The sequence below is a fragment of the Micromonospora sp. NPDC007271 genome, from assembly GCF_040634005.1.
Lineage (GTDB): Bacteria > Actinomycetota > Actinomycetes > Mycobacteriales > Micromonosporaceae > Micromonospora.
The window spans coordinates 1-12,643 of sequence record NZ_JBEYER010000093.1; the positions used below are offsets into that span (position 1 = coordinate 1).

Sequence of the window (12,643 nt, forward strand, 5' to 3'; positions counted from 1 at the left end):
GCGAGCTGCTCGGCTACGGCGGCATGGCGGAGGTGCACCGCGGTCGCGATCTCCGCTCGAGGTGGCGGGGCGGCGAAGGGCTAGGGAAGGATCAGGCGATCACGGTGTCGAGGGCGACCTCGACCATCTGGCTGAAGGTCTGCTCGCGCTCGGCGGCCGTGGTCTTCTCGCCGGTCTTGATGTGATCGCTGACGGTCAGGATGGTCAGCGCGCGGGCGTTGAACCGGGCCGCGATCGTGTAGAGCGCCGCCGACTCCATCTCCACCGCGAGCACGCCGTAGTCGGCCAGGGTGTCGTAGAGGTCGGGGCGGTCGGTGTAGAACGCGTCCGCCGCCAGGATCGGGCCGACGTGCATGGTGATGCCGCGTCGCTCGGCCACCTCGACCGAGGTACGCAGCAACCCGAAGTTGGCGACCGGGGCGTAGTCGATCAGCCCGTCGAAGCGCATCCGGTTCATGTTCGAGTCGGTGGACGAGCCGATCGCCGCGATCACGTCCCGCAGCTGCAGGTCCTCCCGGAGGGCGCCGCAGGAGCCGACCCGGATCAGGGTCTTCACGCCGTACTCGTTGATCAGCTCGTGGGCGTAGATGGAGGCGGAGGGCATGCCCATGCCGGAGCCCTGGACGGAGACCTCGACGCCGTTCCAGCGGCCGGTGAAGCCCAGCATGCCGCGGACCGTCGTGTAGCAGCGGGGGTCCTCGAGGTAGGTCTCCGCGATCCACTTGGCCCGCAGCGGGTCGCCCGGCATCAGGACCCGCTCGGCGATCTCTCCCGGCTCAGCGCCGATGTGCGTACTCATGGCAAAGATCCTGCCAGGTTGGCCGGAGGGATACCGGTTCGGCGTCCGCACCGGTGGTCCTGTACCCTACTCGGCGGTGGTGTGTCCGAGTGGCCTAAGGAGCACGCCTCGAAAGCGTGTGAGGGTTTACGCCCTCCGCGGGTTCAAATCCCGCCGCCACCGCTCGTGAAATGCGAGGACGCCCGGTTGATCCGCGAGGATCGGCCGGGCGTTCCGCTTTCGGTCTCAGCGCTGATCCCACCTGCTGCCCGAGAGTGCGCGCTTGACACCTCCTCACCATCCCCAGGCGCTTCGTCGTGTTGCGGGCAGGCCGGTCAGCACGGGCCGTAGCCCTCGTCGAAGAGGCGGCGCGCCCAGTCCGCGTACCCCGCGATGATCTTCCGGACGCTCGTGCCGTCGTGCAGGAAGAGGTACGCCCGATCGCCGTCGCGGGCGAGCAGCCCGTCGAACCGGTACGTCCCCTGTGGAGCGGCCAGTTCGACCGCCGACGGATAGGCGTCGCGTACCTCGCTGACCGGCGTTCCGGCGGTGATCCCCTCGGGCGTGCTCATCGGGTCGTCCAGCCAGAGCAGAACCAGGCGGTCGTCGACGAAGATCGGGCTGACCGATCCGTGCCCGGCGAGCGTCGGGCCGCAGGCGTCCAGGTCGGTACGGAGCATCCCGCGCCGGGTCAGTTCCGCCTCGGTGGCGCCGAACTCGGCGTTGCGCAGCCCGTCGAGGCTGACCACCTCCGCGGCCCCGACGGGCCGGGCCGACACGTCCGGCCCCGGTGCACGGACGCCGCTGCCGGCGACCGAGGCGGCCGCCATCAACGCGGCGATGAATCCGAATTGTCGCAGTCTCATGCATTCCCCCAGTCCCCAACGGGACCGGGGCGATCAGGTTGCTGGTGCCGGCCGGATTGGCGCTGTTCCCACTCTTCGGCCAGCTCGTCCCAGTAGTCGGCGGAGAGGCCCCGCCGTCCGTGTGCCAGCCAGCCGGCCGTGTCGCGTTCTAGGTGCAGGCCCAGCTCGGCGAACAGGTCGATCCAGGGCCCCGGCTCGGCGCCCAGTCGGGCGAGCGCCGCGTTGATCGGCCACTCGGCGCGGGGCCGGTCGAGGGCGGCGTCGAAGCGCGGCCCCCAGGTCACCACGCCGTCCAGCCAGACCACCGCCGACTGGTGGCCCAGCCCCCCGCCGAACTCCGCCTCCAGGTAGGCCACCGGCCCCTGCCGCGACCAGCGGGACAGCAGCTCGCTCAGGACCGGCGAGAGGACGAGCTGGAACGGCTGCTCCGCGGACGGCTCGTCGGTGCGGAAGTCGGGTAGCCCGCCGGTCAGCTCCGTCACGAGCTGCGGGGTGACCGGCAGCAGCGCGAAGTCCTGGCGGAGCGCGGCGAGGACCGCGTGGTCCAGGTCGGCCGTCTGCTCGCGGAGCAGTTCGACGTCGGCGACGACCGCGCTGAGCTGGTAACTCGTCCGATCCTCCCGGCGTCCACAGGCTGTGGATGAAACATGTGTACGAAGGCTCGCGGCGGGTGGTGGGTCGATCATCTCGAAGGCCGGCACGGCCGCGCCCACCCGGACCGTACCGGGGGCGTGCGGGGCGGGCCGCATCGCAGTTCGTCATGATCACGCGCGGCGCGCGTCGGGCCAGAGCGAGGCGTGGGCGGCCCACCACGACGGGACGGGCCGCCCACGACGGGTCAGATGGTGAAGCCGCCGTCGACGTTGATCGTCGCGCCGGTGACGTACCCGCTGTCGTCGCCGGCGAGGAAGGCGACGGCGGCGGCGATGTCGGCCGGTGCGGCGTACCGGCCCAGGGCGGTGAAGCCCGAGATCAGCGCGGCGTTCGGTCCGTCCGCCGGGTTCGCGTCCGTGTCGGTCGGCCCCGGGTGCACCAGGTTCACGGTGATCCCCCGCGGCCCGAGCTCCCGGCCCAGGCCCTTGGTCAGGCCGACCAGGGCCGTCTTGCTCATCGCATACAGGGCGAATCCGGGGAACACCGCCCGCTCGGCCATATTGCTGCCGATGTTGATGATCCGGCCGCCGGCCGTCATGTGTCGGGCCGCCGCCTTCGACGCCACGAACGGCGCCCGGACGTTGACCGCGACGGTCCGCTCGAACTCGGCCAGGCCCAGCTCCTCCACCGGGCCCACCAGGAAGACCCCCGCGTTGTTGACCAGGATGTCGAGCCGGCCGAACTCCTCGGCCACCCGGTCGACCGCCGCGCTCATCGCGTCCGCGTCCGCGCTGTCCGCCGGTAGCGCCATCGCCCGGCGCCCGGTCGCCTTGATCTGCTCGACCAGATCCGCCGCCCGGCCCTCCTGCCGCTGGTAGGTCAGCGCCACGTCGGCACCGTCCCGCGCCAGCCGCAGCGCCACCGCCGCGCCGATGCCCCGGCTGCCACCGGTCACCAACGCCACCCTGCCGTCAAGAAAGTTGCTCATGTGACCAGCCTGATCGGCTGGGCGGCGGCGAGTCTGGCGGTGATCGGACGGGGCGTTCGGGCCCGGCTCGGGAAGACGACGAAGGGCCGGCCCGAGCGGGGCCGACCCTTGCGTCAACGGCGGAGGATACGAGATTCGAACTCGTGAGGGTGTGAACCCAACACGCTTTCCAAGCGTGCGCCCTAGGCCTCTAGGCGAATCCTCCGCGAGCCAGGATACAGGTCCCGCCGGGACGGGCCACCCCACCCTCCCGGAAGATCCACGCCGGGTCGGGTAGGCTTGGCGGCACCTCCCGTGCGGCGGTATCTCGTGAACCTCCCCAGGGCCGGAAGGCAGCAAGGATAAGCGAGCTCTGCCGGGTGCACGGGAGGCCTTTCTGTCTCCGGGTGCCGGTAACGTCCCTGCGGGTCAGGTCACGGGGTGGTGGGTGGTCACCCGCGCCCGACCGGCGCAGAATGGCTCGGTCGAGAGGAGGCGGGACGAGTGACGCTGGCGCTCTACCGCAAGTACCGGCCGCGTACCTTCGCCGAAATGATCGGCCAGGAGCAGGTCACCGAGCCGCTGTCGCAGGCGTTGCGCAGCGGGCGGCTCAACCACGCGTACCTCTTCTCCGGCCCGCGCGGCTGCGGCAAGACCTCCAGCGCCCGGATCCTGGCCCGCTCGCTCAACTGCGAGCGGGGCCCCACCCCCGAGCCGTGCGGGCAGTGCGAGTCCTGCCGCTCGCTGGCCCCCGACGGCGGCGGGTCGATCGACGTCATCGAGATCGATGCGGCCAGCCACGGAGGCGTCGACGACGCCCGGGAGCTGCGCGAGAAGGCGTTCTTCGCGCCGGCCCGCAGCCGCTTCAAGATCTATATCATCGACGAGGCGCACATGGTCTCGTCGGCCGGCTTCAACGCCCTGCTCAAGTTGGTCGAGGAGCCGCCGGAGTACGTCAAGTTCATCTTCGCCACCACCGAGCCGGAGAAGGTCCTCGGCACGATCAAGTCGCGGACCCACCACTACCCGTTCCGGCTGTTCCCCCCGAAGGTGCTCCGGCCGTACCTGGAGCAGCTCACCGAGGCGGAGGGGGTGACCGTCGAGCCGGCGGTCTTCCCCCTGGTGGTGCGCGCCGGTGGGGGCAGCATGCGGGACAGCCTCTCCGTGCTCGACCAGCTCATCGCGGGCGCCGGCCCGGAGGGGGTCAGCTACGCCCGGGCCGCCGCGCTGCTCGGCGTGACCGACTCGGCGCTGATCGACGAGATGTGCGACGCGCTGGCCGCCGGGGACGGCGCGGCCGCGTACGCGACCATCGACCGGGTGGCCGAGGCCGGGCACGACTCCCGCCGGTTCGCCTCCGACCTGCTGGAGCGGCTGCGGGACCTGATCGTCCTCCAGCAGGTGCCGGACGCCGCCGCCAAGGGCCTGATCGACGGCCCGGCCGACCAGATCGAGCGGATGACGGCCCAGGCCCAGCAGCTCGGCCCGGCCACCCTGTCCCGCTGCGCCGACATCGTGCACAACGGCCTGGTCGAGATGCGTGGCACCACCGCGCCCCGGCTGCTGCTGGAGCTGATCTGCGCCCGGATGCTGCTGCCCGGCGCAGACGACTCGACCGGCGGTCTGCTCCAGCGCCTGGAACGGATGGAACGCCGGCTCACCCTGGGCGGCGTCGAGCTGCCGCCGGCCGCCGCCGGCCCCGCGCCGGTCGCTCCCGCCCCAGAGGTACGCCCGGCGCCTCCCGCCCCGGCCGCGGCTGCCGCCGCGCCCCACCCGGAGACCGCCGGCACGCCGGCGGCTGCCGGTGCCCCGACCGGGGTGGCCGCCGCGCGAGCCGCCGCCGCGGCCGCCGGTTCCCGGTCCGTGCCGGCTGCCCCGGCCGCCCCGAGCCCGGCCGCCGGTTCGGGTCCGGCCCCGGCCGCCCCGAGCCCGGCGGACGCGACCCCGGCCAGCGCCGGTCCGACGTCCGGTGCCTCCGCCCGGCGTCCGGTGCCCCCGTCGGCGGTGATGCCCGACCCGGCCACCCCGGAACCACCGCGTCCCGGCTCCGCCCCGGCCGGTGCGCTGGACGCCGTCGCCGTACGCCGGGTGTGGCCGGACATCGTCGCCAAGGTCAACCGGATCAAGAAGCCAGCCGCAGCCCTGATGCGCGACGCGGTGGTCCGCGACGTGGACGGCGACACCCTCGTGCTGACCGCCAAGTCCCCAGTACTCGCCCAGATGATGGCCAGCCACACCACCGTCCTGGCCGACGCGCTGTACGAGGAGTTCGGCGGCCGCTGGCAGATCCGGTGCGAGGTGGCCGGTGAGCGGGGTGCGGCCTCGCTCGGCGGCCCGGCCCGGCCGTCCGGCTCCACCCGGCCAGCGGCCGGTCCGGCCGGCCCGTCCGGCGGGCCGGCTGCGCCGGGAAACCACGCCGGTGGGCCGGGGAGCCTGGCCGGTGACGGGTTCGGTGGGTCGGGGGATCCCGTCGGTGGCCCGTCCGGCGGGGCTGCCCGGGCGTCCGGTGGCCCAGCCCGGCGACCGGCCGGTCCGGCCGCCCGCGAGCCCGGCTCCGCCGGTGACGACGCCGAGGTGGACTGGCCGGAGCCGGCCCGACCGGGGGGTGCCGGGGAGCCGGCGGGTACCGGCACCGCCCCGGCGATCGCCGCCGAGGATGCGGATGCCTGGCCGGAGGCCGCTCGCCCGGGCGGGGCGGCAGCCGTGGCCACGGCCGGTGCAGCTCCCGCCGTCGGATCAGCGGGCGCGGCTCCCGCCGTACTGAAGCCGGCTGTACCACCGGCCCCGCCGCCGCAGCAGCTTGCGGCGGGTGCGGCCGGCGGGGCGCCGGTGAGCAGCGCGATCGCGGCGGCGCGGGCGGCCGCGGCGGCTGCGGCGGGTGGCGGGCCGGGCAAGGGACCGCGCACGGCGCAGGCGGCGCCCAGGACGGCGGACACCGACTGGGCGGGTGAGCCGCCCTACGACCCGGACTACGACGGGCCGGTGGGTGGCCGCGCGGCGGCTGCCGCTCCCGCCTACGAGGGCTTCGACCCCGGCGACGAGCCGTTGGACGACGTGATCGACGAGCGGACCGCCCGGCAGTCCAGCGAGGAGCAGGCGGTGCAGCTGCTCCGCGAGGCGTTCGGTGCCGAGAAGATCGACGAGGTGGACGCGCGCTGAGCGCGGGTCGAGGCCGAGCCGCGGCGCCGCCGGCCCGACCAACCGGGCGTCAGCCGCCCCGGGCCCGGATCAGCTGAGCAGCAAAGCGGCTCCATCGGCGGGGGTAGATCTTCCGTCCTGGCTGTTGTAGCATCCCTGAAAGGCTATTGACGGGGGTGTCATGAATAGCTCTATTTTCAGTTCCTTATCACCGGTTGATTGTCTCCAGTCCCGGTGCTTTCGCCCAAATCTTCCGCCATCTGCGGTCACCGAGGTGTGCTCGGGCATCTTCTGCTCAAGCTTCTGCGGCTGCTGAAAGCTCTCCGGGATTCTGCTCAGGAAAGGAGAGCTTTGCAGTCGCTTGCATCCATGACGGCTCAATTGGCGCTCGGTGTAATTTTCGTATTTGCGGGAGCGTCAAAGCTCGGCGCACCGCGGCCGCTCGCTCGCGCACTGATTTCGGTCGCGATGGCTCCGGCGTCCTACCAGATGCCGGCTGTTCACGTCTCCCGGGCGATCGGCCTGCTGGAGGTCGTGGTGGCGTTCCTGCTGCTGAGCGGGACGGCGCCAACCGCCGGGCTCCTCGGGATCATCGTATTCGGCATCGGCATCGCGGTCGTTGCATCTGCCGCCCTGGCTCGCGGAGTCAGCGTCGCCTGTGGATGCTTCGGCAGCCCAAGCGGACGGCCCCTGGGGGTTCGGCAGCTGCTCACCGGGTTGGTTCTGGCCGTAGTGGCGTCACTGGTGGTAGTCGATCTTCCTGGTCGTGCGGCCACGAATGACGCCGGCCTGCTCGCCGCAGCGTGCGTCCTGGCTCTCAGTCTCGTTCTGGTGCGTCACCGATCGGCAATTCTGCGGCCGATACGTCAACATTTCCGACCCTTCTCGACGGAGTGAAAATATGGTCGATCTGTTTCTGGCCGTGGGCTTGTTCCTGCTCACCGTCGCCGTGGTGGGACTGTTCGCGATGATGGGTGAACTGGCGGCCCGGGTGCCGGATGAGAACGTCGTCGTCGCGCCTCGCCCCATCGAGGAGATCACCCTCGGTGTCACGCCGGAATCCTGGCTGGACGGCGCCGCTCATCTCGAAGGAGCGCCGGTCGGTGTGTTGGTCGTGCTCAGCACCAGTTGCGCCAGCTGCCAGCGGATTGCCAACGGCTCCACCGGAGATCTCGCACTGCCTCCGGAATCCTTCGTCCTCATCGCCTCCGGCACGCAGGAACGTGCGGAGAGCTTCTTGGCCGAGCATCCCATGTTGCGGCAGCACCGACACGGCATCGATGTCGAAGGCACCTGGCTGACCAGGAACTTCGGCATCAACATAAGCCCCAGTGTTCTCATCTTCGAGCGTGGGCGCCTCAGTTCGGCGCACACCTTCACCTCAGCTACCACCCTTCCGGAATTGTTTGCCGGGCATCACGCCCCGATCAAGGAGGAGTCACATGCGTAAGATCGCAGCAAGTCTGGCGAAAGCCGGGACCGGTTCGGCGTCGCGACGTCGTTTCCTGGGCGGCGTCGGCGCCAGCGCCCTCGCCACGTCGGCGGTGCTTTTCGGGTCCGCGGAGAGGGCCAGTGCGACCTACGACATCGCCTGCTGCCACCTGCGGTTCGTCCCCTCGGTCAGCGTCGCCACCTGTCGGTCGGGCTGTCACTACAACTGGTACTGCTCCACCGCAACCAAGTCGTGCAGTTGCTGCGAGGTAAAGAACTGCAGCACGGGGGCCTACACGAAGTCCGCCTATTCCTGCGACAACACCTGATCGGGATCAACACCTGGTTCAGGGGGTTCGACATTTGGCCGTCTGGGTGATTCTCGCCGGCTTGGGCGGGATATTGCAGCTGTTCAGCCCTTGAGGCCGCTCCATGGTTGGAGTTTCCAACCCGATGATGTACCACCAGCGTGCTGAAGGGTGGCGTTTCCTGATGGGCTTCGGCCTGGGCCTCCTCGCTTCCGGCGGAACGGTGATCCTGATCCTGGCGCTGCTCTCCGTACCGCTCGCAGGCGTGCCGTCGAGCTGGCGGTACGCGCTGCTGGTGGCCGTGGTGGCGATGTTCGGCGTCGCGGACCTGGTGAACCGGACGCCGCACGTCTGGCGTCAGGTGCCACAGCGGCTCGTCCGCAAGCTGGCGCCGGGGCAGCTCGGGTTCGTGTGGGCTTACGACCTCGGGCTGTTTGTGACGACACAGAAGACCACGTCGCTGATCTGGATCGCGCTGGCGGGGGCCGTCCTGACGCAGCAGCCACCGGCGATCGCGGTGACAGTGGCAGCGGCGCTCGTCATGTTCGGCGCTGGGGTCCTGGTGGCCACGATTCACCGGGGCGGTGGGGCGTTGACCGACCCGGCGTTGTCACTGCACATCGGGCGGCGGTGGATCCGTCCGGCCAAGCTCGCCGCCGGCGTGGTCGGTGTCGGGTTGGCCGGATACCAGGCGATGGGACTTCTGTCGTGACCAGGGTGCGGGAGGGCCGCCACGTCCCGGAGGAGAGGCCGGGAGGCGTGGTGGTGGTGACCTCCTTCGCCTGCCAGAGCATTCCCAAGATGTTGCTCATCTGGAAGCTGCACCATCAGTTGAAACGGAGGGTCTACCAAAAGGCCGCGGACTTCCTCGGCGTGCACCTCATCCTCGACTGGCCCAACCGCACCGTGCGGAGCATCTCGCTCTGGCGGCGCGTCCACGGGATCTACGACATGGGCGAGGTGCCGGAACACGTGGAAGCGACCCGTATTCCCGCGCAGCACGGCATACGCACCAGGTGCGGGGTCTTCTCCTACGACGGCGACTGGCTGGCCGTTCTCTTCGGTGCCAGAGACGTCCGCCCCTCACCGCTCAGTGATTGGCCCGGCAGGAGTGACCTTTACCTCGGAAAACAGAAGGAGAGGCGACATGTCCAGAATTCCCACTGATCGCGGCTATGTCATGATCGGGGTTCTCCCCGACGGCAGCAAGAAGGTCGACATCTACGCCCGCAGGGGCGCGAAGGGGGCGCCGACCCACCTCTTCGCCACCCACTCGGGTTGCAATCAGGTCGCCATCGAGTCCAGGACCCGATTCGAGCGCAGCGGGAACTCCACCTATTCGGTGGAGCCGGTCGAGGTCAGCTGGGACGACGTGAGCAAGGTGCTGTACATCCGGGACCCCGCTCGGATGGAGGACCGCAACTGACGATCGGTCCCGCAGGAGGGTCCGGCCACGCTGGCCCTCCTGCGCTGCCGTTCGGCGGTAGCCGCCAGGCACGGCTGCCGGCCATCGGTCCGTAGTCAGGACGCGACATCCCTTTCCGGCCGCGGGCTCCCGTCCGCCATGTCGGTGCCGCCACCCGGCTAGGCTGGGCGGCGGCCGAGCAACGAGTGCGAGAAGGAGCCGTCCGTGCGCCCAGGTGGACAGCCGAACATGCAGCAGATGCTGAAGCAGGCGCAGAAGATGCAGCAGCAGATCGCCAAGGCTCAGGCCGAGCTGGCCGAGGCGGAGCTGACCGGCACCGCGGGCGGTGGCCTGGTCACCGCCACCGTCGCCGGCACCGGTGAGCTGAAGGCGATCAAGATCGACCCGAAGGCGGTCGACCCGGAGGACGTGGAGACCCTGGAGGACCTGGTCGTCGCGGCTGTGCACAACGCCGCCGAGGCGGCCCGGGAGCTGACCGAGAAGAAGATGGGCCCGGTCGCGGGCGGGATGGGCGGCCTCGGCCTGCCCGGGTTCTGAGCCGGCAGATGTACGAGGGTGCCATCCAGGACCTGATCGACGAGCTGGGCCGGTTGCCGGGCGTGGGCCCGAAGAGCGCCCAGCGGATCGCCTTCCACGTCCTGTCGGCGGATCCGGCCGACGTGAACCGGCTGGCCGGTGCGCTTCGCAAGGTCAAGGAGCTGGTGCGGTTCTGCACCACCTGCTTCAACGTGGCCGAGTCGGAGCAGTGCCGGATCTGCCGCGACCCGCGGCGTACGGACGAGGTCCTCTGCGTGGTCGAGGAGCCGAAGGACGTGGTGGCGATCGAGCGGACCGGTGAGTTCCGCGGTCGCTACCACGTGCTCGGTGGCGCGATCAATCCGCTGGAGGGGATCGGCCCGGACAACCTGCGCATCCGTGAGCTGATGACGCGGCTGGGTGCCGGTGCGGTCCGCGAGCTGATCCTCGCGACCGACCCGAACACCGAGGGCGAGGCGACGGCGACGTACCTGGCCCTGATGGTCAAGCCGATGGGGATCGCGGTGACCCGGCTGGCGAGCGGTCTGCCGGTCGGCGGCGACCTCGAGTACGCCGACGAGATCACCCTGGGCCGGGCGTTCGAGGGCCGTCGGGCGGTCTGAGCCGCCCGACCGGCGACGGCGGGTACCCGTTCGGGGTGCCCGCCGTTGGTGTTTCCGCACCGATGGGGACGCACTGTCCAGGTAGGCGATCTAACAGATACGTAACTCCGGGGCCGGATCGACGTAACAATCTGGCACCCCGAACCGACGAAACTTCGGCAACGCAAAGGTTTTGCCTTCGAATCGAATGCCCTGATCGCCGAAAGACACGATCCGATACCAACCCGCCTGCCGCCGGTTTCCGGACCGTCCGAACGGGGGCTATGGTCACCGCCATCGGTGACCCCTGTCACCACGTTGTCCGTACCCCCAAGGACGAGGTGAAGCACCATGCGTGCACCCAGGCCGAAGGCCGCAGTCGCGGCCGTCGCGGTCGCGGCCCTCGCGGTAGCAGGCTGCGCCGAGAGCGACCGCGACAATGGTTCCGGAGGTAGCAAGAAGGACACCCTCGTCTTCGGCGTAGCCGGAGACCCGAAGGTGCTCGACCCCAGCTTCGCGAGCGACGGCGAGTCGCTTCGCGTGGCCCGTCAGGTCTTCGAGACCCTGGTCCGTCCCGAGGAGGGTGGCACCAAGGTCACGCCGGGCCTGGCCGAGTCCTGGACTCCGGACTCGACCGGCACGGTCTGGACCTTCAAGCTCCGCTCCGGCGTCAAGTTCCACGACGGCACCGACTTCAACGCCGAGGCTGTCTGCTACAACTTCAACCGCTGGTACAACGCCAAGGGGCTCATGCAGAGCCCGGACGTGACCGCGTACTGGCAGGACGTCATGGGCGGCTTCGCCAAGAACGAGGACGCCGACCTGCCGCCGAGCCTCTTCAAGTCCTGCACCGCAAAGGACGCCACCACTGTCGACCTGGCCTTCACCCGGGTCTCCAGCAAGATCCCGGCCGCGTTGATGCTCCCGTCCTTCGCGATGCAGAGCCCGACGGCGCTCAAGCAGTACGACGCCGACAACGTCAGCGGCACGGCGGAGGACATCAAGTACCCGCCGTACGCGACGGAGCACCCGACCGGCACCGGCCCGTTCAAGTTCAAGTCCTGGGACGTCGCCAACAAGACGCTCACCATCGAGCGCAACGACGCCTACCACGGTGAAAAGGCCAAGCTGAAGACCATCATCTTCAAGACCATCTCGGACGAGAACGCCCGCAAGCAGGCGCTGCGCTCCGGCGACATCCAGGGCTACGACCTGGTCGGCCCGGCCGACGTCGAGCCGCTGAAGAAGGACGGCTTCAACGTCCTCACCCGTCCGGCCTTCAACATCCTCTACCTGGCGATCAACCAGAAGGGGAACCCGAAGCTCCAGGACATCCGGGTCCGCCAGGCGATCGCGTACGCGCTGAACCGGCAGGCCCTGGTCGACTCCAAGCTGCCCCCGGGCGCGAAGGTCGCGCTGAACTTCATGCCCGACACGGTCGAGGGCTGGAACGGCGACGTCACCAAGTACGACTACAACCCGGAGAAGGCCAAGCAGCTGCTGGCCGAGGCCGGCGCGTCGAACCTGACCCTCCGCTTCCACTACCCGACCGAGGTCACCCGGCCGTACATGCCGAACCCGAAGGACATCTTCGAGCTGCTCTCGGCGGACCTCAAGGCAGTCGGCATCAACGTCCAGGCCATCCCGCTGAAGTGGAGCCCGGACTACCTCAACGCCACCACCTCCGGCAGCAAGCACGACATCCACTTCCTTGGCTGGACCGGTGACTACGGCGACGGCTACAACTTCATCGGCACCTTCTTCGACCGGCCCAAGGACGAGTGGGGCTTCAACAACGCGGAGCTCTTCGCCCAGTTCAGGGACGCCGACACCACCGCCGACCCGGCCGCCCGGGTGGAGAAGTACAAGGCCATCAACAAGGCGCTCATGGACTTCCTGCCGGGTGTGCCGGTCTCGCACTCCCCGCCGGCGATCGTGTTCGGTAAGGACGTGACCGGCATCAAGCCGAGCCCGCTCACCGACGAGCGTTTCGCGACCGCAGAGTTCAAGTCCTGAC

The 12,643-nt window shown here is 70.0% G+C and carries 14 protein-coding genes, 2 tRNA genes and 1 other RNA gene; 12 read left to right on the plus strand and 5 right to left on the minus strand.

Annotation, left to right across the window (positions count from 1 at the left end; all coding sequences use genetic code 11):
• Positions 1–91: 91 nt before the first annotated feature.
• Entirely contained in the window at positions 92–799 is a 708-nt protein-coding gene (gene deoD / locus ABZ570_RS26700; protein WP_358069167.1) for a purine-nucleoside phosphorylase, read from the minus strand.
• 75 nt (positions 800–874) lie between these two features.
• Between deoD and ABZ570_RS26705 the strand changes: the two genes are divergently transcribed.
• Positions 875–961 (plus strand) — tRNA-Ser (locus ABZ570_RS26705).
• A 152-nt stretch (positions 962–1,113) separates the two neighbouring features.
• On the opposite strand, the gene ABZ570_RS26710 is transcribed toward ABZ570_RS26705, so the two are convergent.
• The 4 genes from ABZ570_RS26710 to ABZ570_RS26725 form a co-directional block, all read right to left on the minus strand.
• Positions 1,114–1,608 carry a hypothetical protein gene (locus tag ABZ570_RS26710; protein ID WP_358069238.1) on the minus strand — a complete coding sequence of 165 codons (495 nt, stop codon included), beginning with the start codon at positions 1,606–1,608 and terminating at the stop codon, positions 1,114–1,116.
• Between the two features lie 32 nt (positions 1,609–1,640).
• Complete coding sequence (locus ABZ570_RS26715) at positions 1,641–2,393, minus strand: hypothetical protein (protein ID WP_358069170.1); 753 nt, start codon at positions 2,391–2,393, stop codon at positions 1,641–1,643.
• 89 nt (positions 2,394–2,482) lie between these two features.
• The gene (locus tag ABZ570_RS26720; protein WP_358069173.1) at positions 2,483–3,226 is read right to left on the minus strand and encodes an SDR family oxidoreductase; all 744 of its coding nucleotides are present in this window, start codon (positions 3,224–3,226) and stop codon (positions 2,483–2,485) included.
• A gap of 120 nt (positions 3,227–3,346) precedes the next feature.
• Positions 3,347–3,431: transfer RNA gene (locus ABZ570_RS26725), tRNA-Ser, on the minus strand.
• A gap of 81 nt (positions 3,432–3,512) precedes the next feature.
• Between ABZ570_RS26725 and ffs the strand changes: the two genes are divergently transcribed.
• The 11 genes from ffs to ABZ570_RS26780 all read left to right on the plus strand — a co-directional run bounded on the left by ffs (position 3,513) and on the right by ABZ570_RS26780 (position 12,642).
• An RNA gene (ffs, locus tag ABZ570_RS26730) (signal recognition particle sRNA small type) lies at positions 3,513–3,602 on the plus strand.
• Between the two features lie 107 nt (positions 3,603–3,709).
• On the plus strand, positions 3,710–6,364 hold the full coding sequence (locus ABZ570_RS26735; protein ID WP_358069176.1) for a DNA polymerase III subunit gamma and tau: 2,655 nt from the start codon (positions 3,710–3,712) through the stop codon (positions 6,362–6,364).
• A 255-nt stretch (positions 6,365–6,619) separates the two neighbouring features.
• On the plus strand, positions 6,620–7,240 hold the full coding sequence (locus ABZ570_RS26740) for a MauE/DoxX family redox-associated membrane protein (protein ID WP_358069179.1): 621 nt from the start codon (positions 6,620–6,622) through the stop codon (positions 7,238–7,240).
• A gap of 4 nt (positions 7,241–7,244) precedes the next feature.
• Positions 7,245–7,793 (plus strand): hypothetical protein, encoded by a 549-nt coding sequence (locus ABZ570_RS26745; protein WP_358069182.1) that lies wholly within the window; start codon positions 7,245–7,247, stop codon positions 7,791–7,793.
• A complete protein-coding gene (locus ABZ570_RS26750) occupies positions 7,786–8,103 on the plus strand; it encodes a hypothetical protein (protein ID WP_358069185.1) in 318 nt (105 codons plus the stop codon). Before ABZ570_RS26745 ends, ABZ570_RS26750 begins: the two co-directional genes overlap by 8 nt.
• A gap of 124 nt (positions 8,104–8,227) precedes the next feature.
• Positions 8,228–8,794: a hypothetical protein gene (locus ABZ570_RS26755; RefSeq protein WP_358069188.1), complete on the plus strand. Its 567-nt coding sequence runs from the start codon at positions 8,228–8,230 to the stop codon at positions 8,792–8,794.
• 47 nt (positions 8,795–8,841) lie between these two features.
• Positions 8,842–9,249, plus strand: coding sequence for a hypothetical protein (locus tag ABZ570_RS26760; protein ID WP_358069191.1), 408 nt, complete (start codon positions 8,842–8,844; stop codon positions 9,247–9,249).
• Positions 9,230–9,508 carry a hypothetical protein gene (locus tag ABZ570_RS26765; protein ID WP_358069194.1) on the plus strand — a complete coding sequence of 93 codons (279 nt, stop codon included), beginning with the start codon at positions 9,230–9,232 and terminating at the stop codon, positions 9,506–9,508. Before ABZ570_RS26760 ends, ABZ570_RS26765 begins: the two co-directional genes overlap by 20 nt.
• Before the next feature lie 228 nt (positions 9,509–9,736).
• Complete coding sequence (locus tag ABZ570_RS26770) at positions 9,737–10,045, plus strand: YbaB/EbfC family nucleoid-associated protein (RefSeq protein ID WP_030502117.1); 309 nt, start codon at positions 9,737–9,739, stop codon at positions 10,043–10,045.
• Between the two features lie 8 nt (positions 10,046–10,053).
• On the plus strand, positions 10,054–10,647 hold the full coding sequence (recR, locus tag ABZ570_RS26775) for a recombination mediator RecR (protein WP_358069197.1): 594 nt from the start codon (positions 10,054–10,056) through the stop codon (positions 10,645–10,647).
• A 330-nt stretch (positions 10,648–10,977) separates the two neighbouring features.
• A complete protein-coding gene (locus tag ABZ570_RS26780) occupies positions 10,978–12,642 on the plus strand; it encodes an ABC transporter substrate-binding protein (RefSeq protein ID WP_358069200.1) in 1,665 nt (554 codons plus the stop codon).
• Position 12,643 lies beyond the last annotated feature (1 nt).

Coding starts and splice junctions, on each gene's coding strand:
- recR (WP_358069197.1), top strand. CDS start 10,054: ATGTACGAGGGTGCCATCCAGGACCTGATCGACGAGCTGGGCCGGTTG.
- ABZ570_RS26715 (WP_358069170.1), bottom strand. CDS start 2,393: ATGCGGCCCGCCCCGCACGCCCCCGGTACGGTCCGGGTGGGCGCGGCC.
- ABZ570_RS26710 (WP_358069238.1), bottom strand. CDS start 1,608: ATGGCGGCCGCCTCGGTCGCCGGCAGCGGCGTCCGTGCACCGGGGCCG.
- ABZ570_RS26770 (WP_030502117.1), top strand. CDS start 9,737: ATGCAGCAGATGCTGAAGCAGGCGCAGAAGATGCAGCAGCAGATCGCC.
- ABZ570_RS26765 (WP_358069194.1), top strand. CDS start 9,230: ATGTCCAGAATTCCCACTGATCGCGGCTATGTCATGATCGGGGTTCTC.
- ABZ570_RS26720 (WP_358069173.1), bottom strand. CDS start 3,226: ATGAGCAACTTTCTTGACGGCAGGGTGGCGTTGGTGACCGGTGGCAGC.
- ABZ570_RS26745 (WP_358069182.1), top strand. CDS start 7,245: ATGGTCGATCTGTTTCTGGCCGTGGGCTTGTTCCTGCTCACCGTCGCC.
- ABZ570_RS26755 (WP_358069188.1), top strand. CDS start 8,228: ATGATGTACCACCAGCGTGCTGAAGGGTGGCGTTTCCTGATGGGCTTC.
- ABZ570_RS26780 (WP_358069200.1), top strand. CDS start 10,978: ATGCGTGCACCCAGGCCGAAGGCCGCAGTCGCGGCCGTCGCGGTCGCG.
- ABZ570_RS26750 (WP_358069185.1), top strand. CDS start 7,786: ATGCGTAAGATCGCAGCAAGTCTGGCGAAAGCCGGGACCGGTTCGGCG.
- deoD (WP_358069167.1), bottom strand. CDS start 799: ATGAGTACGCACATCGGCGCTGAGCCGGGAGAGATCGCCGAGCGGGTC.